The organism is Streptococcus sp. V869 (assembly GCF_054353515.1).
The window spans coordinates 52775-71351 of record NZ_JBTHHW010000001.1; the positions used below are offsets into that span (position 1 = coordinate 52775).

17 protein-coding genes are annotated in these 18577 nt (G+C 41.5%); 15 read left to right on the top strand and 2 right to left on the bottom strand.

What is annotated here, in order from left to right; all coding sequences use genetic code 11:
• Nucleotides 1-7: 7 nt before the first annotated feature.
• The 15 genes from ACXYSN_RS00385 (at nt 8) to ACXYSN_RS00455 (ending at nt 15953) form a co-directional block, all read left to right on the top strand.
• Nucleotides 8-1105: a nucleotidyltransferase gene (locus ACXYSN_RS00385; RefSeq protein ID WP_458635766.1), complete on the top strand. Its 1098-nt coding sequence runs from the start codon at nt 8-10 to the stop codon at nt 1103-1105.
• 133 nt (nt 1106-1238) lie between these two features.
• Nucleotides 1239-1493: a type II toxin-antitoxin system Phd/YefM family antitoxin gene (locus ACXYSN_RS00390; protein WP_458635767.1), complete on the top strand. Its 255-nt coding sequence runs from the start codon at nt 1239-1241 to the stop codon at nt 1491-1493.
• 3 nt (nt 1494-1496) lie between these two features.
• Complete coding sequence (locus tag ACXYSN_RS00395; RefSeq protein ID WP_458635768.1) at nt 1497-1751, top strand: Txe/YoeB family addiction module toxin; 255 nt, start codon at nt 1497-1499, stop codon at nt 1749-1751.
• A 218-nt stretch (nt 1752-1969) separates the two neighbouring features.
• A complete protein-coding gene (locus ACXYSN_RS00400; RefSeq protein ID WP_004251393.1) occupies nt 1970-3583 on the top strand; it encodes a ribonuclease Y in 1614 nt (537 codons plus the stop codon).
• 135 nt (nt 3584-3718) lie between these two features.
• Entirely contained in the window at nt 3719-4345 is a 627-nt protein-coding gene (gene gmk, locus ACXYSN_RS00405) for a guanylate kinase (RefSeq protein ID WP_458635769.1), read from the top strand.
• A gap of 24 nt (nt 4346-4369) precedes the next feature.
• Nucleotides 4370-4684 carry a DNA-directed RNA polymerase subunit omega gene (rpoZ, locus tag ACXYSN_RS00410; protein ID WP_458635770.1) on the top strand — a complete coding sequence of 105 codons (315 nt, stop codon included), beginning with the start codon at nt 4370-4372 and terminating at the stop codon, nt 4682-4684.
• A gap of 84 nt (nt 4685-4768) precedes the next feature.
• Complete coding sequence (locus ACXYSN_RS00415) at nt 4769-7165, top strand: primosomal protein N' (RefSeq protein ID WP_458635771.1); 2397 nt, start codon at nt 4769-4771, stop codon at nt 7163-7165.
• A gap of 12 nt (nt 7166-7177) precedes the next feature.
• On the top strand, nt 7178-8113 hold the full coding sequence (gene fmt / locus ACXYSN_RS00420) for a methionyl-tRNA formyltransferase (RefSeq protein ID WP_458635772.1): 936 nt from the start codon (nt 7178-7180) through the stop codon (nt 8111-8113).
• Nucleotides 8106-9419 carry a 16S rRNA (cytosine(967)-C(5))-methyltransferase RsmB gene (gene rsmB, locus ACXYSN_RS00425; RefSeq protein WP_458635773.1) on the top strand — a complete coding sequence of 438 codons (1314 nt, stop codon included), beginning with the start codon at nt 8106-8108 and terminating at the stop codon, nt 9417-9419. The genes fmt and rsmB overlap by 8 nt, the downstream gene beginning before the upstream one ends.
• Nucleotides 9420-9434: 15 nt before the next feature.
• A complete protein-coding gene (locus ACXYSN_RS00430; RefSeq protein ID WP_254726849.1) occupies nt 9435-10172 on the top strand; it encodes a Stp1/IreP family PP2C-type Ser/Thr phosphatase in 738 nt (245 codons plus the stop codon).
• Nucleotides 10169-12034, top strand: coding sequence for a Stk1 family PASTA domain-containing Ser/Thr kinase (gene pknB / locus ACXYSN_RS00435; RefSeq protein ID WP_458635774.1), 1866 nt, complete (start codon nt 10169-10171; stop codon nt 12032-12034). The genes ACXYSN_RS00430 and pknB overlap by 4 nt, the downstream gene beginning before the upstream one ends.
• 87 nt (nt 12035-12121) lie before the next feature.
• Nucleotides 12122-12880, top strand: coding sequence for a threonine/serine exporter family protein (locus ACXYSN_RS00440; RefSeq protein WP_458635775.1), 759 nt, complete (start codon nt 12122-12124; stop codon nt 12878-12880).
• Nucleotide 12881: 1 nt separating this feature from the next.
• Nucleotides 12882-13331, top strand: a complete 450-nt coding sequence (locus ACXYSN_RS00445; RefSeq protein ID WP_458635776.1) for a threonine/serine exporter family protein — start codon at nt 12882-12884, stop codon at nt 13329-13331.
• A gap of 175 nt (nt 13332-13506) precedes the next feature.
• Nucleotides 13507-14679 (top strand): hydroxymethylglutaryl-CoA synthase, encoded by a 1173-nt coding sequence (locus ACXYSN_RS00450; RefSeq protein WP_458635777.1) that lies wholly within the window; start codon nt 13507-13509, stop codon nt 14677-14679.
• On the top strand, nt 14679-15953 hold the full coding sequence (locus tag ACXYSN_RS00455) for a hydroxymethylglutaryl-CoA reductase, degradative (RefSeq protein ID WP_458635778.1): 1275 nt from the start codon (nt 14679-14681) through the stop codon (nt 15951-15953). The genes ACXYSN_RS00450 and ACXYSN_RS00455 overlap by 1 nt, the downstream gene beginning before the upstream one ends.
• Nucleotides 15954-16103: 150 nt before the next feature.
• On the opposite strand, the gene ACXYSN_RS00460 is transcribed toward ACXYSN_RS00455, so the two are convergent.
• Complete coding sequence (locus ACXYSN_RS00460; RefSeq protein ID WP_414277523.1) at nt 16104-17069, bottom strand: LacI family DNA-binding transcriptional regulator; 966 nt, start codon at nt 17067-17069, stop codon at nt 16104-16106.
• A complete protein-coding gene (locus ACXYSN_RS00465; RefSeq protein WP_458635779.1) occupies nt 17050-18504 on the bottom strand; it encodes a sucrose-6-phosphate hydrolase in 1455 nt (484 codons plus the stop codon). Before ACXYSN_RS00465 ends, ACXYSN_RS00460 begins: the two co-directional genes overlap by 20 nt.
• Nucleotides 18505-18577 lie beyond the last annotated feature (73 nt).

An 18577-nucleotide genomic window follows, 5' to 3' on the forward strand; every position in this document is an offset into this window, starting at 1 on the left:
GATTACCATGACCATTACAGGTATTATCGCAGAGTTCAATCCTTTTCATAATGGCCACAAATACCTGCTGGATCAGGCGGAAGGACTGAAAATCGTTGCCATGTCTGGGAATTTTGTTCAACGTGGCGAACCTGCTATTGTGGACAAGTGGACACGGGCTCAAATGGCACTAGAGAATGGGGCGGATTTAGTTGTAGAATTGCCCTTTTTAGTCAGTGTCCAAGCGGCGGACTTTTTTGGTCAAGGTGCAGTGGCTATCTTGGCTCGTTTGGGGATGGATACCCTAGCCTTTGGGACAGAAGAAGTTCTGAATTACCAGCAAATTGCTAACCTATATACAGAGCGTGGTCAAGAGATGGAACTTTTCATGGAAAACTTACCTAATTCTCTATCTTACCCACAGAAAACCCAAGCCATGTGGAAGGAATTTGCAGACCTTGATTTTTCAGGTGATACGCCTAATCATGTCCTTGCTCTTGCCTATGCCAAGGCGGTAGCAGGGCGAAAGATCAAACTTCATCCAATTCAACGTCAGGGAGCGGGATACCATTCTGTGGACAAGGATGTGGACTTTGCCTCGGCGGCAGCTCTTCGCCAGCATCAAAATGATCAAAATTTTTTAGAACGCTTTATGCCTTCGATTGCTCTTTTTGAAAATGCTAGCAAGGTAAACTGGGAAGATTATTATCCTTTGCTTCGCTACCAAATCTTATCAAATCCTGACCTAACTACTATTTATCAGGTCAATCAAGAAATGGCAGTACGCATCAAGGAAGCCATCAAAACAGCCCAGTCTGTCGATGAATTGGTTGAGTTAGTGGCGACCAAACGGTACACCAAGGCCCGTGTCAGACGCCTCTTGACCTATATCTTGGTGCAGGCTAGAGAAAGTGACCCGCCAGAAGCCATTCATGTCCTTGGATTTACCGAAAAAGGAAGACAACACCTCAAATCTCTGAAAGACCAAGTCCATCTAGTTAGCCGAATTGGGAAAGAGCCCTGGGATGCTATGACTCAAAAGGAAGACCAAATTTATCAACTGGGACACCCTAGTATCGCAGAACAAAATTTTGGTCGAGTGCCAATCAGAATCGAAACAAACTAAGTCTACTGAGAGGTAGACTTTTTTTAGTTTTTTTCGAATAACTAGATAGAAAAGAAAAAATCTTGTACAAGTTCCTGACAATTTTTTTCTTTTCGTGTATAATAGTGGAAAAGAGGTAAAACGAGGTATGGTTATGGAAGCAGTTCTTTACTCAACATTCCGAAATCATTTAAAGGACTATATGAAGAAGGTAAACGATGAGTTTGAACCTTTGACGGTGGTCAATAAAAATCCTGACGAGGACATTGTCGTCCTTTCAAAGAGTGAGTGGGATAGTATTCAGGAAACCTTGAGAATTGCTCAGAATAAGGAACTTTCTGACAAGGTCTTGCGAGGGATGTCCCAAGTTCGTGCAGGACGAACTCAGGTGCATGCGATTGAGGAGTGATGAATGCTACTCAAGTTTACAGAAGATGCCTGGGTGGATTATTGCTACTGGCAAACTCAGGACAAGAAAACGTTAAAAAGAATCAACAAACTAATTAAGGATATTCAACGCGATCCTTTCACAGGCGTAGGAAAACCAGAACCGCTCAAGTATGATTACCAAGGAGCTTGGTCACGGCGCATTGATGCAGAAAATCGCTTGATTTACATGATGGATGGTGATAGCATCGCTTTCTTATCCTTTAAAGATCATTACTAAGTCTACTGTCAAGTAGGCTTTTTTACTGATTTTTTTGTAAAAAATTCTATAAAAAATTGGGTTCGTTAAAGAAGCCTATTTTACTAGGGAAAATAACAATTTCAACCCAAAAAATGACCAAAATATCTTCCATTTAAGGTTTGTTAAAAATAGTTTTTTGTGGTAAAATGTATAGGAATGCATGTCATTCGGATAAACAAATAAATTGAGGTAAAAACATGGAAATTATGACAATTGTTATAGTTGTTTTTGCCGTCATCATTGGTTTAGTCATTGGATATGTCAGCATCTCAGTCAAGATGAAATCATCACAAGAGGCTGCAGAGTTGATGCTTTTAAATGCTGAACAAGAAGCAACTAATTTACGAGGACAAGCTGAACGCGAAGCGGATTTATTACTCAATGAAGCTAAAAGCGAAAGCAAATCCCTTAAAAAAGAAGCACTATTGGAGGCTAAAGAGGAAGCCAGAAAATACCGCGAAGAAGTGGACGCTGAATTTAAGTCAGAGCGTCAAGAACTCAAGCAAATCGAAAGTCGTTTGACGGAGAGAGCTACGAGCCTTGACCGTAAAGACGATAATTTGACGAACAAAGAAAAAACACTTGAACAAAAAGAACAAAGTATTTCTGATAGAGCAAAAAACCTTGATGCACGTGAAGAGCAACTAGAGGAAATTGAAAAGCAAAAGCAAGCTGAACTAGAGCGTGTCGGAAGTCTGACTCAGTCAGAGGCAAAAGATATTATCTTAGCTCAAACAGAAGAAGACTTGACCAAGGAAATTGCTAGCCGCATTCGTGAGGCGGAGCAAGAAGTTAAGGAACGTTCTGATAAACTTGCTAAGGATATTTTGTCCCAAGCCATGCAGAGAATTGCTGGTGAGTATGTAGCTGAGTCTACCAACTCAACCGTTCATCTGCCTGATGATACCATGAAAGGTCGTATCATTGGTCGTGAAGGGCGTAACATTCGTACCTTTGAAAGTTTGACAGGGGTTGATGTCATCATTGATGATACGCCAGAAGTGGTAACCTTGTCAGGTTTTGATCCTATCCGCCGTGAGATTGCCCGTATGACGATGGAAACCTTGCTCAAGGATGGACGTATTCACCCAGCTCGCATCGAAGAGTTGGTTGAGAAAAACCGTCAAGAAATTGATAATCGTATTCGTGAATATGGGGAAGCCGCAGCCTATGAAATCGGCGCACCTAACCTTCACCCAGACTTGATGAAAATCATGGGTCGCTTACAGTTCCGTACTTCATACGGACAAAATGTCTTGCGACACTCAATCGAAGTGGCTAAGTTGGCTGGTATCATGGCTAGCGAACTTGGTGAAAATGCAGCCCTTGCCCGTCGCGCAGGATTCCTTCACGATATCGGTAAAGCCATTGACCGTGAAGTGGAAGGTAGCCACGTTGAGATTGGTACTGAATTGGCTCGCAAGTACAAAGAACATCCAGTCGTGATTAACACAATTGCTAGTCACCACGGTGATGTAGAGCCTGAAAGTGTGATTGCAGTTCTCGTTGCTGCAGCGGATGCCTTAAGTGCAGCCCGTCCAGGAGCTCGTAGCGAATCGCTTGAAAGCTACATCAAACGTCTCCATGATTTAGAAGAAATCGCTAATAGCTTTGAAGGTGTTCAAAATAGCTTTGCCCTTCAAGCTGGTCGTGAAATCCGTATCATGGTGAACCCAGGTCAAATCAAGGACGACAAAGTCACAATTTTAGCTCACAAAGTTCGTGAGAAAATTGAAAGTAATCTCGATTACCCAGGAAATATCAAGGTAACCGTGATTCGTGAACTTCGTGCAGTTGATTATGCAAAATAAATAAGAAAGAGCAGTTGAAAAATTACTGCTTTTTTGTTACACTAGATAGAAAGATTGTAGTAAGCAGAAATGGCTTTACATAGTGAATTCAGATGAATTTTCAAGTCATTTCACAAACTATCCAAAGGAGACATCATGGCAGACCGTGGCTTACTAATCGTTTTTTCAGGTCCTTCTGGAGTTGGAAAAGGAACGGTTAGACGAGAAATTTTTGATAGTTCTGAAAATCAATTCCAATATTCTGTATCTATGACAACGCGGGCGCAACGTCCAGGTGAAGTAGACGGAGTTGACTATTTCTTCCGAACACGTGAAGAATTTGAAGAGTTGATTCGTCAAGGACAAATGTTAGAGTATGCAGAGTATGTAGGAAACTACTATGGAACTCCTCTGACTTATGTTAATGAAACCCTTGATAAGGGGATTGATGTCTTCCTTGAAATTGAAGTGCAGGGAGCTCTTCAGGTCAAGAAAAAAGTTCCAGATGCAGTCTTTATCTTTTTGACACCGCCAGATTTGGAAGAATTGCAAGACCGTCTCGTTGGCCGTGGTACTGATAGCGCGGAAGTGATTGCCCAACGTATCGAAAAAGCTAAAGAAGAAATTGCTTTGATGCGTGAGTACGACTACGCCATTGTCAATGATCATGTTCCTCTTGCTGCAGAACGTGTTAAACGTGTGATTGAAGCTGAACATTTCCGTGTCGATCGTGTCATCGGTCACTATCAGGATATGCTACCAAAGTCTCCGACTATTCGATAAACTATAGAAAACAGGTACAAACAAATGATGCTTAAACCCTCTATTGATACTTTGCTTGACAAGGTGCCATCAAAATATTCACTCATTATTTTGGCAGCAAAGCGTGCCCATGAGTTAGAAGCTGGAGCAACTCCAACACAAGAATTCAAGTCTGAAAAATCGACTCTTCGTGCTTTAGAAGAAATTGAATCTGGAAATGTAACCATCCATCAAGATCCAGAAGGCAAACGCGAAGCAGTTCGTCGTCGAATCGAAGAAGAAAGACGATTGAGAGAAGAAGAAGAAAAGAAAATTAAAGCGCAAATTGCGAAAGAAAAAGAAGAAGGTGAAAAAATTTAAGGTTGGGGGGACTCAATCTTATTTTTTCTATTGTAAGAATACTCAATCAATTGAAACGATTTAAGTAGAGAAGGAGGTGAGGACATGGTTATTGCAAAAATCATTGTGGATGTTCCCTTGATGCAGACGGACCAACCCTATAGTTACAAGATTCCTGAAGAATTTAAAGATATGTTGGAAGTCGGCATGCGAGTCCACGTTCCATTTGGGAAGGCCAATCGCTTGATTCAAGGGATAGTACTTGAAATTGAACAAGAAAATGATGCGGAAGTGGCAGACGATGACTTGAAAGAGATTGCCGAAGTGCTGGACTTTTCTCCTGTCTTAACGGAGGAACAGCTCTGGTTAGCTGAAGAACTACGTAAGTCAGTATTCTCTTATAAAATTTCCATTCTTAAAGCTATGCTTCCTGGGTTTTTGAACTCTAGCTATGATAAGATCCTCTATCCTCTGGAAGGCTTGAATCAAGAAGACAGACATCGTTTGTTTGGTTCGCAGGAGTCTCTAGCATTTTCATCTCTAGACTTAGAAAAGCAGGCTGAGATGATGCGGTTGACTCGAAAAGGTCTTTTAAAACTAGAGTACCAGGCTGTGGATCAGAAGAAAGTTAAGACGCAGTCTTGGGTTGAAGTGAATCTTGACACATTAGAAAAGCTAGAAATCTCAAATCGTGCCAAGAAGAAATTGGAACTGCGAGAATATTTATTAGTACATCCTGAAACAGTTCCTTTGGCTGATTTGTTAGAACATTACTCACGCGAACAAGTTAACTTCTTTGTGGAACATGGTGCTGTTACCATCGTTCAAAAGGAAGTCCAACGCTCAGCTGCCTACTTTGAAGGCATTGAGTCAAATCAAGCCCTAGAGTTAAATCCAGAACAAAAAGAAGCCTGTGAGGCAGTTGTTAGAGCGATTGGGAAAGAACATCCTCCATTTCTTCTACAAGGAATCACAGGAAGTGGGAAAACGGAGGTTTACTTGCAGATTATCCAAGGAGCCTTGGATATGGGGAAAACAGCTATCATTTTAGTTCCAGAAATCTCTCTGACACCTCAAATGACAGAGCGTTTCATTGCTCGTTTTGGTGATAAAGTAGCCATTCTCCATTCAGGTTTGTCTAATGGTGAAAAGTATGATGAATGGCGCAAGGTGGAGCGAGGAGAAGCACAGGTAGTTGTTGGTGCTAGGTCTGCCATTTTTGCACCTTTGAAAAATCTAGGGGTAATCATTATCGATGAGGAGCACGAGGCCAGCTACAAGCAAGACAGCAATCCTCGTTATCATGCTAGAGATGTAGCCATTTTAAGAGCTCAGTACAATCAAGCTGCCCTAGTTCTGGGTTCTGCAACACCGAGTCTAGAAAGTCGTGCGCGTGCTGGCAAGGGTGTTTATCAACATCTGCGCCTGACGCAAAGGGCCAATCCTTTAGCAAGTATTCCTGAGGTTCAACTGATTGACTTCCGAGATTATATCGGGCAAAATGAGACATCAAACTTTACACCACCTCTGATTGAGGCCATTCAAGATCGACTGGACAAAAAAGAGCAGGTTGTTCTCATGCTCAATCGTCGTGGTTATTCTAGCTTTGTTATGTGCCGGGAATGTGGGACAGTTGATACCTGTCCTAACTGCGATATTTCCTTGACACTGCACATGGATACTAAGACTATGAATTGTCATTATTGTGGTTTTACGAAGGAAATTCCCCATGTCTGTCCAAACTGTCAGAGTCGTAGCATTCGTTACTATGGAACAGGGACTCAGAAGGCCTATGACGAGCTGGCTGAACTCTTTCCTCAAGCACGGATTCTGCGCATGGATGTGGATACAACTCGTAAAAAGGGCAGTCACCAAGCTTTACTTGAACAGTTTGGCAATGGCGAAGCGGACATATTGCTAGGAACCCAGATGATTGCCAAGGGCTTGGATTTTCCAAATGTGACCTTGGTTGGTGTTCTTAATGCGGACACAGCCTTGAACCTGCCTGATTTCCGTTCTTCTGAGAGGACTTTCCAACTCTTGACCCAGGTGGCAGGTCGTGCCGGTCGAGCTGAAAAGGCAGGGCAGGTCTTGATTCAGTCCTATAATCCTAATCATTATGCCATTCGTTTTGCCAAGGAACAGGACTACGAAGGTTTTTATGCCTATGAAATGGGCATCAGACGTCAACTTGGCTATCCACCTTATTATTTCACTATTGGGATTACCTTGTCTCATAAGAAAGAAGAAGAGGTTCTTAGAAGAGCTTATGAGGTAATGGAAATTTTGCGGTCAGGTTTGTCGGATGCTAGTATCATCCTTGGTCCAACGCCTAAACCTATCGCTCGTACGCATAACCTCTATCACTACCAAATACTGATTAAATACCGTTTAGAAGATGAGTTGGCTTCGACTCTTAATCAGGTCTTGGCCCTAACTCAAGAACGTGAAAATAGTGAGCTTCGTCTCAGTATTGATCACGAACCGCAGCAATTTTTGTAAAAAGGAGAAAAGATGACAAAACTAATCTTTATGGGAACGCCCGATTTTTCAGCGACCGTTTTGAAGGGACTTTTGTCAGATGATCGCTATGAGATTCTAGCAGTTGTAACTCAGCCAGATCGTGCTGTCGGACGTAAAAAAGTCATCCAAGAAACCCCAGTAAAACAAGCAGCTAAAGAAGCAGGGCTTCCTATCTATCAACCAGAAAAATTATCGGGTAGTCCAGAGATGGAAGCTATCATGAATTTGGGGGCTGATGGGATTGTGACTGCAGCTTTTGGACAATTTCTCCCAGGTAAACTCCTTGATAGTATGGATTTTGCAGTCAATGTCCATGCTTCACTCCTTCCTAAACACCGTGGTGGTGCTCCCATTCATTATGCCTTGATTCAAGGTGATAAGGAAGCAGGAGTGACCATTATGGAAATGGTCAAGGAAATGGATGCAGGAGATATGATTTCTCGTCGTAGCATTCCGATTACAGATGAGGACAATGTCGGAACCTTGTTTGAAAAATTGGCGATTGTTGGTCGTGATCTGCTTTTAGATACTCTTCCTGCTTATATAGCTGGTGAAATTCAGCCAGAACCACAAGATCCAAACCAGGTTACATTTTCTCCAAATATCAAACCTGAGGAAGAAAAGTTGGATTGGAACAAGACCAACCGTCAACTCTTTAACCAAATCCGTGGGATGAATCCATGGCCTGTTGCTCATACATTTCTCAAGGGAGAACGCTTCAAAATCTATGAAGCTCTGCCTGTAGAAGGGAAGGGGAATCCGGGTGAGATTATCTCCATCAGTAAGAAAGAATTGATTGTCGCAACAGCAGAAGGAGCTCTATCACTCAAACAAGTTCAACCAGCAGGGAAACCTAAGATGGACATTGCTTCCTTCCTCAACGGTGTAGGACGAACTTTGACAGTAGGAGAACGATTTGGTGAATAAAGTAGAAACGGCTAGAAGTTTAGCCTTAGAGGTGCTAGAAGACGTCTTTGTCAATCAAGCATACTCCAATATCGCCTTAAATAAACACCTCAAGGGAAGTCAACTGTCAGCAGCAGATAAGGGCTTGGTGACAGAGATTGTTTATGGGACTGTAACGCGAAAACTTACACTAGAGTGGTACGTTTCTCACTTTATCGAGGATAGAGACAAGCTAGACAGCTGGCTCTATGTTTTGCTTCTCATGAGCGTCTATCAACTTCAATACTTGGATAAGCTTCCTGATCATGCAGTGGTCCATGAAGCGGTAGAAATTGCAAAATCTCGTAAGAAAGGCAGTGAAAAACTAGTCAATGCTGTTCTGCGCCGTATTTTGCGAGAAGGTTTGCCAGATATTGCCAATATCAAGCGTAAAAACAAGCGTGATTCTATCGCCTACTCTTTGCCAGTTTGGTTGGTTTCTAAGCTCAAGGAAGAGTATGGCGAAGAGCGAGCGCAAGCGATTTTTGAAAGTCTTTTGCAACGCAACAAAGCCAGTATTCGTGTGACTGATTTGAGTCGAAAAGAGGAAATTAAAACTTTACTTGATGCAAGTGATTCGATTCTGTCAGATGCTGGTCTGGTCAAGGAGCAGGGGCATTTTGCTAGTCATGACTTATTTGCTGAAGGTGCTATTACCATCCAGGATGAGTCAAGTCAGTTGGTTGCGCCAACATTGGATTTGCGAGGAGATGAGCAGGTTTTAGACGCTTGTGCAGCTCCTGGTGGCAAGACAGCCCATATGGCGTCTTATCTGACGACAGGTCAGGTAACGGCATTGGATCTCTACGACCATAAACTGACGTTGATTCAAGAGAATGCCCAGCGTTTAGGCGTAGCAGACCGTGTTCAAACACAAAAATTGGATGCCCGAAAGGTTCACGAGTTTTTTGGTAAGGATCAATTTGATAAGATTCTTGTTGATGCCCCTTGCTCAGGGATTGGTCTATTGCGTCGGAAACCAGATATCAAATACAACAAAGACACTGCTGATTTCGCGTCATTACAGGAAATTCAGTTGGAAATATTAGGTAGTGTTTGTCAAACACTACGTAAAGGTGGTATAATAACTTATAGTACCTGTACTATTGTCTCTGAAGAGAACTTTCAAGTTGTTCAAGCATTTTTAGAAAGTCATCCAGAGTTCGAGCAGGTTAATCTAGAACACGAATGTAAGGATATCCTGAAAGATGGCTGCATCCTCATTACTCCAGAATTGTATGGAAGTGATGGATTCTTTATTAGCCAATTTCGCAAGATATCCAATTAGGGAGGAACTGACACAATGGAGATTTCATTATTAACAGATGTTGGTCAGAAACGTACAAATAATCAAGACTATGTTAATCTTTTTGTCAACCGTGCCGGTCGTACATTGATTATCTTAGCAGACGGAATGGGAGGACACCGAGCAGGTAATATTGCCAGTGAGATGGCAGTAACAGATTTAGGTGTAGCCTGGGTTGATACTCATATCGATACCGTAAATGAAGTTCGTGAATGGTTTGCAGAACATCTAGAAATCGAGAATCAAAAAATTTATCAAATGGGGCGTGATGATGCTTACAAGGGAATGGGAACAACTTTAGAAGCCCTTGCAATTATTGATAATCAAGCTATTTATGCCCACATTGGAGATTCTCGTATCGGCTTGATTCGTGGTGAAGAATACCATCAATTAACGAGTGATCATTCTTTGGTGAATGAATTGCTTAAGGCAGGTCAATTAACACCTGAAGAAGCTGAAGCTCATCCACAAAAGAATATCATTACCCAGTCTATCGGGCAAAAAGATGAGATTCAACCAGATTTAGGAATCGTAAGCTTGGAGCCGGGTGATTATCTTGTTATGAATAGTGATGGTCTAACTAACATGATTTCAGGTAGCGAAATCTATGACATCGTGACAAGTGATATCTCACTTGACGACAAGGCGGCAACTCTAGTGCGTTTTGCAAACAATGCCGGAGGGCTTGATAACATTACTGTTGCTTTGATTGCGATTGAGGAGGAATCAGAATGATCCAGATCGGCAAGATATTTGCCGGACGATATCGGATTATCAAACAAATTGGCCGCGGAGGGATGGCAGATGTCTACCTGGCCAAAGATTTGATTCTGGATGGGGAAGAAGTTGCAGTGAAGGTTCTTAGAACCAACTACCAGACTGACCCAATCGCTGTTGCACGTTTTCAGCGTGAAGCGCGTGCGATGGCAGACCTAGATCATCCTCATATCGTTCGAATTACAGATATCGGTGAAGAAGATGGTCAACAGTACTTAGCTATGGAATATGTAGCTGGTCTTGACCTCAAACGCTATATCAAAGAACACTATCCTCTCTCTAACGAGGAAGCTGTTCGTATCATGGGACAAATTCTCTTGGCTATGCGTTTGGCACATGCAAAGGGGATTGTTCACCGTGATTTGAAACCTCAAAATATTCTCTTGACTCCTGATGGTACTGCGAAAGTTACAGACTTTGGGATTGCAGTAGCCTTCGCTGAAACCAGTTTGACACAGACCAACTCTATGTTGGGTTCTGTCCACTATCTATCACCTGAGCAGGCGCGTGGTTCTAAGGCAACTATTCAGAGTGATATTTATGCGATGGGAATTATTTTCTTTGAAATGTTGACCGGTCATATTCCATATGATGGAGATAGTGCTGTTACGATTGCACTTCAGCATTTCCAAAAACCACTTCCTTCAGTCATCGCAGAAAATCCATCGGTGCCACAATCATTGGAAAATGTGGTCATTAAAGCGACAGCTAAAAAATTAACAGACCGTTATCAAACAGTTTCTGAGATGTATGTTGACTTGTTGAGTAGTCTTTCATACAATCGTCGCAATGAACCAAAGCTAGTATTTGACGATACAAGTAAGGTTGATACTAAAACCTTACCAAAGATGTCCCAATCTACTCTGACTGCGATTCCTAAAGTTCAACCGAAGGAAGAAAATCCTCAGACTAAAAAGCCAAATAAAAAGGTAGCCAGTAAAGAAACTGCTCCAAAACCAGTCAAGAAACGCCGTTTCAAAGCAAGATATTTGGTACTTTTAGCTAGCTTTATACTTGTTTTGGCTTCCCTTTTCTGGATTGTATCGAAAACACCAGCTACTGTTGAAATTCCAAAAGTTGCAGGTCAAACTGTAGCTGAAGCTAAGGAAAACCTGAAAAAAGCGAATTTTGAGATTGGTGAGGAGAAGACCGAAGCTAGTGATACTGTAGAAGAAGGTCGAGTTATCCGAACAGATCCAGATGCTGGCTCAGCACGAAAAGAAGGAACAAAAGTTAATCTTATTATCTCTTCAGGTCAACAATCCTTCAAGATTGGAAATTATGTTGGTCGTAAATCAACAGATGTTATAGCAGAATTGAAAGGGAAAAAGGTTCCTGAAAATCTCATCAAGGTTGTTGAAGAAGAATCAAGTGAAACAGAGGCAGGTCTCGTTATGAAACAAAGCTTGCCAGAAGGAACTACATATGATCTTAGTAAGGCAACAGAAATAGTCTTGACTGTAGCTAAAAAGGTAACTAGTGTTTCAATGCCAAGTTATATTGGCTCTAGTCTTGAATTCACCAAGAATAACTTGATTCAGATAGTCGGTGTTAAAGAAGCCAATATTGAAGTGGTAGAGGTTTCTACAGCTCTAGAAGGAACTGCCGAGGGTACAGTTGTTAACCAAAGTCCAAAACCAGGTGAAAGTGTAGATTTGAATACAACTCGTATCAAGATTTCTATCTATAAACCGAAAATAACTACAACAACAAATCCTACAACAAGCAATCCTAGTCGTGCAGAAACATCTCCACAGATTAGAGAACCACAGGCTAATCAAAACACTACAACGTCAGATTTGCATCGAGGGGATAACTAGTCAATCTTTGTCACAGTTTTTGTGACAAAGATTTTTTTTCCTTCAAATTTATGATAAAATAAAAAGGAGTTTTAAAAGGAGGAAAACATGGACGAAGTCAAACAACTGAATGCAGTGATCGATGTCATTATGCTAGCAGGAACAATTCTGCTTCGTAATGGTTCTGAAATCTATCGTGTTGAAGATACCATGATTCGGATTGCTCATTCGCAGGGCATTATGGACTGTAATGTTTTAGCCATGCCTGCAGCCATTTTTTTCTCCATTGAAAATACAAATATCTCTCGAATGAAACGAGTAACCTCCTCTGCTTATAATATTGAGAAGGTGTGTGATGTCAACCAGATTTCACGGCAGCTTGTATCAGGACAGCTTGATTTGGAGACAGCCTTTATTCAACTCAAGCAATTAAATGTCAAGGCATCTCCCTACACCAATGTTCAGCTAACCGCTGCAGCTACCCTCAGTGCTCCCTTCTTCTCTATCATGTTCGGGGGGAATGTCTACGATGCCATTGGTGCAGGAGTAGCGACCATATTCGCTTTCACCTTTTCCCTTTACGTAGAAAAATTTATTCGAATTCCCTTTATGACAGCTTTTGCAGGTGCTCTTGTTTTTGGCTTGATTGCACAATTTTGGGCGCGCTATTCTGGATTGCCCTCTACAGCTGATTTGGTCATTGCAGGTGCGGTCATGCCATTTGTACCAGGAATTGCCCTGACTAATGCTGTTAGAGATATTATGACCAATCACATTAACTCTGGTATGAGCAAGATGTTTGAATCCTTGCTTGTTACCCTTGCCCTAGGGGCAGGCACCTCTGTCGCCCTCGTACTCATGAACTAATATGACTGTAACAACATTTTTTTTGCAGGCTCTAGCTAGTCTGCTAGCTATTATCACTTTTTTAATCGTTTTAAATGTACAACGTTCCATGCTCATTCCTGGTGGAGTTTTGGGTATGTCAATCTGGCTGCTCTATCTGCTACTCAAGGAACCAACTAATGTTATTTTGGCGACCTTTATTGCCGCTGTAATTGGTTCTTGTATCAGCCAGATTATGAGTATTATCTACAAAACACCAGCCGTTGTGTTTGCTTTGGCCATCTTGGCTCCGCTGGTACCAGGTTATCTCTCTTATCGAACGACTTCCTTCTTCGTTACAGGTGACTACGGTCATGCCATTTCTAGTGCCATGCTAGTCATGATGTTGGCCCTTGTTATCTCCATTGGAATGGCCAGTGGAACAGTTTTGTTGAAATTGTATCATTATCTCAAAAAGAATCGAGCTAGCTAAGACTCGATTTTTTATGGCTCTTCAGTTCAGTTTGTTAGAGTATCCTAAAATGAGATAAACTTTTAAAAAAGAACTTGATTTGGGGAATCAAGTCTTTTTTCGCTCATTTGATCTCAATTATGATAAAATAGAGATGAACGAATTTTTATAATGAATGATAAAAATAGAGGTAAATATGACAATCGGTATTGATAAGATTGGTTTTGCGACCAGTCAATACGTTTTGAAATTACAAGATTTAGCAGAAACCCGAGGAATTGATTCTGAAAAATTGAGTAAAGGACTCCTTTTAAAAGAATTGAGTATCGCTCCTTTAACAGAGGATATTGTTACCTTGGCTGCTAGTGCAGGAAATTCTATCCTGACTGAAGAAGATAAGCAAGAGATTGATATGGTTATCGTAGCGACAGAGTCTGGGATTGACCAGAGTAAAGCTGCAGCAGTCTTTGTACACGGTTTGTTAGGAATCCAACCTTTTGCTCGTAGTTTTGAAATCAAGGAAGCTTGCTATGGTGCAACAGCGGCCCTTCACTATGCTAAGTTACATGTAGAAAATTCTCCTAAATCAAAAGTTTTAGTGCTGGCTAGCGATATTGCAAGATATGGTGTCGAAACTCCTGGAGAACCAACTCAAGGTGCAGGATGTGTTGCTATGTTGATTAGCCAAAATCCACGTGTGATGATTTTCAACAATGATAACGTTGCACAAACTCGTGACATCATGGACTTTTGGCGTCCAAACTATTCGACAACACCATTTGTAAATGGGGTTTACTCAACGCAACAATATCTTGATAGTTTAAAAACGACTTGGGAAGAGTATAAAAAGCGTTATAACTGTAACTTGGACGATTTTGAGGCTGTATGTTTCCACTTACCTTATCCGAAGCTAGCTCTCAAGGGTTTGAAGAAAATTCTCGACAAATCCTTGCCTCAAGAGAAGAAGGACTTGCTTCAAAAGCACTTTGATGAATCTATTATTTATAGCCAAAAAGTTGGGAACATTTATACAGGTTCACTCTTCTTAGGTCTCTTGTCTCTTCTTGAAAATTCTGATAGCCTGAAAGCTGGAGATAAGATTGCCCTCTACAGCTATGGTAGTGGTGCTGTATCTGAGTTCTTTAGTGTGGAATTAGTTGAAGGCTATGAAAAACAATTGCAGAATAATCGCTTAGAGTTGCTAGACCAACGTCAAGCATTGAGCGTAGCTGATTATGAACGAATGTTCTTTGAAGAAGCGAAATTGGATGAGTCTGGATCTGCAACGATGTCAGGTTATGAAGGGCAAGACTATGCCCTTGTTGAGATTGTAGACCACCAACGTCGCTACAGCAAGGTTGAAAAATAATGAAAAAAATTTGGAATGGATTTTCTAAAAAATCAATTCAAGAGCGCCTAGAGTTCGTTAAGTCTCAGGTGCTTACTTCTATCGAAGCCCAAGAAAGTCTTGAGCAGAATGAAAATCTCAGTCTAGCAGTAGCGGACCAATTGAGTGAAAATGTGGTAGGAACCTTCTCACTTCCATACTCAATCGTTCCAGAAGTTCTGGTAAATGGTCAAGAATACACAGTTCCCTATGTGACCGAAGAGCCATCTGTTGTTGCTGCAGCTAGTTTTGCTAGTAAGATTATCAAACGTACGGGTGGTTTTACTGCTCAGGTTCATCAACGCCAAATGATTGGTCAGGTAGCTCTTTATCAGGTTCCAGATAGGGATAAAGCTTGTCGGGCTATTCTGAGTCAAAAAGCAGAGCTACTCGAACAAGCAAACCAAGCCTATCCCTCCATTGTCAAACGGGGTGGTGGTGCTCGTGATTTAAAGGTTGAGAAAATTTCTAGTGAGACGGACTTTTTAGTGGTTTATCTCCATGTAGATACTCAGGAAGCCATGGGCGCCAATATGCTCAATACCATGCTTGAAGCTTTAAAACCTAGTCTAGAGGCTATCAGTCAAGGACAAAGCTTAATGGGGATCCTATCCAACTATGCCACAGATTCGTTAGTAACAGCAACTTGTCGGATTGCCTTTCGTTATTTGAGTCACCAGAAGGATGAAGCGCGTGAACTGGCAGAAAAAATGGTATTAGCCAGTCAGTTTGCCCAAGCAGATCCTTATCGAGCAGCCACTCATAACAAGGGTATCTTTAATGGCATTGATGCTCTCTTGATTGCTACTGGAAATGATTGGCGTGCTATTGAAGCGGGAGCGCATGCCTATGCGAGCCATGATGGCGCCTATCGAGGTCTCAGTCGTTGGACTATGGATTTGAAAACAGAAGAGCTAATTGGAGAGATGACCATGCCGATGCCGGTTGCTACCAAGGGTGGATCAATTGGTCTCAATCCTCGAGTCGTGCTCAGCCATGAGTTGCTAGGTCATCCATCTGCCAAAGAATTGGCTCAAATTATCGTTTCGATTGGTCTTGCACAGAATTTTGCAGCCCTTAAGGCTTTGGTCAGTACAGGTATTCAGCATGGACACATGAAACTTCAGGCAAAATCGTTAGCGCTTTTAGCAGGTGCGACTGAGGCAGAAGTGCCTAAGTTGGTAGAAAGCTTGATTGCAGAAAAAACTTTTAATCTAGAAAAAGCACAGACTCTTTTGAAAAAATTAAGATCATAAGAAAAACTCAGACGAAACTAGTCTGAGTTTTTTGTTTATACTCAATGAAAATCAATGAACAAACTAGGAAGCTAGCCGCAGGTTGCTCAAAACACTGTTTTGAGGTTGTAGATGGAAGCTGACGTGGTTTGAAGAGATTTTCGAAGAGTATTAAATACTTTTACCTGGTAAGAGACTAACTGGTAAGAAATAACCAGTCGTGGCAACTTCTTTCCCCTCGATTTTTTGGAGTAGTAAATCAACTGTCAGGCGAGCAATTTCTTCCAAGGGTTGTTTAATGGTAGTAAGGTGAGGATAGAAATTCTCGATAAAATAAGTTCCGTCGTATCCAATAACCTTAAGTTGTTCTGGAACAGAAATACCAAGTTCCTGAGCGATCTTCATCACCAAGATGGCTGTCAAATCATCCGAGGCGAAAATAGCATCTGGTTTTTGTTTGGTTAGGATAGTTTTGATTTCCATTTCCTTGCGGAGGGGTGAAAAGTCACTGGAAATATTGATGATGGGGGCTTTTGGGAAGATAGAAGCAAAGCCTGCATGACGAAGTCCAGTTGGTGAGTTGGAGTTGTCATTACCTGTAATCATAATAACAGACTTAGCTCCAGTTTTAGCCAAGGTTTCAGCAGCTAGAACCCCACCAGCATAGTTATCAGAGGAAACGACAGGAATGTCCGGTGATAGGTTACGGTCAAAAGAGATGATTGGTGCTGTGACGCGATTGTAGTCTTCAATTCCCAAGTTATGACTACCAGAGATGATTCCATCCACTTGGTTGGCTTCTAGCATTTCAAGATACTCACGTTCTTTTTCCGAATCGTGCTCACTATTGCAGATGATCGTCTTGTAGCCTTTTTTGAAGAGTTCGTGTTCTAATTTGTCAATTAACTCTGCATAGAAAACATGGCTGATTTTTGGGAAAATCAAACCGATTAACTTGGCTGATTTTCCTTGAAGACTTCGAGCTAAGTTATTGGGTTTATAGCCCAGCTCACGCATAGCATCATTAACCTTTTGAATGGTTTTTTCTGACAGATAACCCTTTTTGTTGATGACACGTGAAACAGTAGTAGGGCTGACGCCAGCTAATTTTGCGACATCAGTTAGTTTTGCGACCATATTCTAATTCGTAGTATGTTCCAGTTGGGTTTCCAGATTTAATGAGGATTCCATTTTGATCTTTGTGAGGGAAGACACGACCAGAAAATACTTTTTCTCCTTTATTGATGAAAATTTCAAAGACTGAGTTGTCGATGAAGATATTGACAGTAGTTGCTTGATTAGTAACTGAGCAAGAGCGAGTAGTTCCAAATTCTTGAGCATATTGCTCACCTGCTTGACTACGATCAACGGTTACTTGACCATTGACAAGGTCAAAATTGATAGATAGCCCCTTGCCGTCTTTATCAGCAAGAAGGACGATTTCGCTTTGACTATCGGCTTCTAAGTTAAGCTCAAGTTCGTAGGTATTTTTGGTTTCAGAACGATTTGAAAATTCCTCTTTTGAAGCTTGGAGGTCCTGGATAGCTGCTACAGGATACTGATAGAGTTTGCCATCTTTAATGGTTAATTCTTTGACCAATGAGAAAGTTCCTTGGTGATCAAAGCGATCAGATGGATAAGAAACATCTGGTAAACCAAGCCAACTTACTGCTAAGGCACGTCCATCAGGAGCATTGAAGGCCTGAGTAGCATATGCTTCGAAACCATAGTCTAGATTGTGTAGTTCAGACACATCTACCAAACGAGCATTTTCAGGGTCGAAGGAAGCACCGATTTTATACATATTTGGATAGATATTGTCATATTCTAAAACCTTTTTATCTAAACCTTGTGGACAGTAGAGAAGGACAGGTTGTTCTCCGACAAAGACAAGATTTGGGCACTCCATCATATAAGCGGTACGGTCGTTGTTGAAGTCCAAATCACCAACTTCTTGCCAGTTTGTATAATCGTTATCGACTGCTTTGTAGAGACGGACAAATCCTTTTTTCTCCAAGTCTTGTCCACCAACGATTGCGTAGTATTGTCCTTTAAAGTTAAAAATCTGTGGATCGCGGAAATGGTCAGTTGCATCAGCCGGTTGATCAATCAAGACCTTATCAATTTTTTCAATCTTACCGTCCTTATCCATTAAGGCACCGATTTGATAAGGGTGACGCACCCAGTTTTCATCACGGACATTTCCCGTATAAAATAGGAATAACTGATCGCCAAACTGCATAGCAGATCCAGAGTAAGCGCCGTGGCTATCAAGTGGAGTGTCAGGTAAGATTTTTACACCTGTTTCAGTAAAGTGAACCAAGTCGTCGCTTTCAAGCTGAACCCAAGATTTCAATCCATGAGCTGCACCAAAGGGGAAGTTTTGGTAAAAGACAACCCACTTGCCATCAAAGTAAGAAAAACCGTTCGGATCGTTAAGGAGCCCTTCCTTTGGTTCAATGTGATAGCTGACATGCCATGGGGATTGTGCCATCTTTTCTTGGATTTCTTTTCTTTCTTCTTGTGTCCAATCTTCATAACGTCTGTAACGACGTTCAGTAGTCCATTCCATTTCTATTCCCTCCATAAATTCTACTATCTTTATAGTAAACGTTTCCTTTTAAAAAAGCAAGTCTTTTATCATA

Excerpts from the sequence above, each read along its gene's own strand:
- fmt (WP_458635772.1), top strand. The coding sequence starts at position 7,178 with ATGACAAAACTAATCTTTATGGGAACGCCCGATTTTTCAGCGACCGTT.
- ACXYSN_RS00460 (WP_414277523.1), bottom strand. The coding sequence starts at position 17,069 with ATGGTCGCAAAACTAACTGATGTCGCAAAATTAGCTGGCGTCAGCCCT.
- ACXYSN_RS00390 (WP_458635767.1), top strand. The coding sequence starts at position 1,239 with ATGGAAGCAGTTCTTTACTCAACATTCCGAAATCATTTAAAGGACTAT.
- ACXYSN_RS00415 (WP_458635771.1), top strand. The coding sequence starts at position 4,769 with ATGGTTATTGCAAAAATCATTGTGGATGTTCCCTTGATGCAGACGGAC.
- rpoZ (WP_458635770.1), top strand. The coding sequence starts at position 4,370 with ATGATGCTTAAACCCTCTATTGATACTTTGCTTGACAAGGTGCCATCA.
- ACXYSN_RS00385 (WP_458635766.1), top strand. The coding sequence starts at position 8 with ATGACCATTACAGGTATTATCGCAGAGTTCAATCCTTTTCATAATGGC.
- ACXYSN_RS00445 (WP_458635776.1), top strand. The coding sequence starts at position 12,882 with ATGACTGTAACAACATTTTTTTTGCAGGCTCTAGCTAGTCTGCTAGCT.
- ACXYSN_RS00465 (WP_458635779.1), bottom strand. The coding sequence starts at position 18,504 with ATGGAATGGACTACTGAACGTCGTTACAGACGTTATGAAGATTGGACA.
- ACXYSN_RS00455 (WP_458635778.1), top strand. The coding sequence starts at position 14,679 with ATGAAAAAAATTTGGAATGGATTTTCTAAAAAATCAATTCAAGAGCGC.
- ACXYSN_RS00440 (WP_458635775.1), top strand. The coding sequence starts at position 12,122 with ATGGACGAAGTCAAACAACTGAATGCAGTGATCGATGTCATTATGCTA.
- ACXYSN_RS00450 (WP_458635777.1), top strand. The coding sequence starts at position 13,507 with ATGACAATCGGTATTGATAAGATTGGTTTTGCGACCAGTCAATACGTT.
- gmk (WP_458635769.1), top strand. The coding sequence starts at position 3,719 with ATGGCAGACCGTGGCTTACTAATCGTTTTTTCAGGTCCTTCTGGAGTT.
- ACXYSN_RS00395 (WP_458635768.1), top strand. The coding sequence starts at position 1,497 with ATGCTACTCAAGTTTACAGAAGATGCCTGGGTGGATTATTGCTACTGG.
- ACXYSN_RS00430 (WP_254726849.1), top strand. The coding sequence starts at position 9,435 with ATGGAGATTTCATTATTAACAGATGTTGGTCAGAAACGTACAAATAAT.
- pknB (WP_458635774.1), top strand. The coding sequence starts at position 10,169 with ATGATCCAGATCGGCAAGATATTTGCCGGACGATATCGGATTATCAAA.
- ACXYSN_RS00400 (WP_004251393.1), top strand. The coding sequence starts at position 1,970 with ATGGAAATTATGACAATTGTTATAGTTGTTTTTGCCGTCATCATTGGT.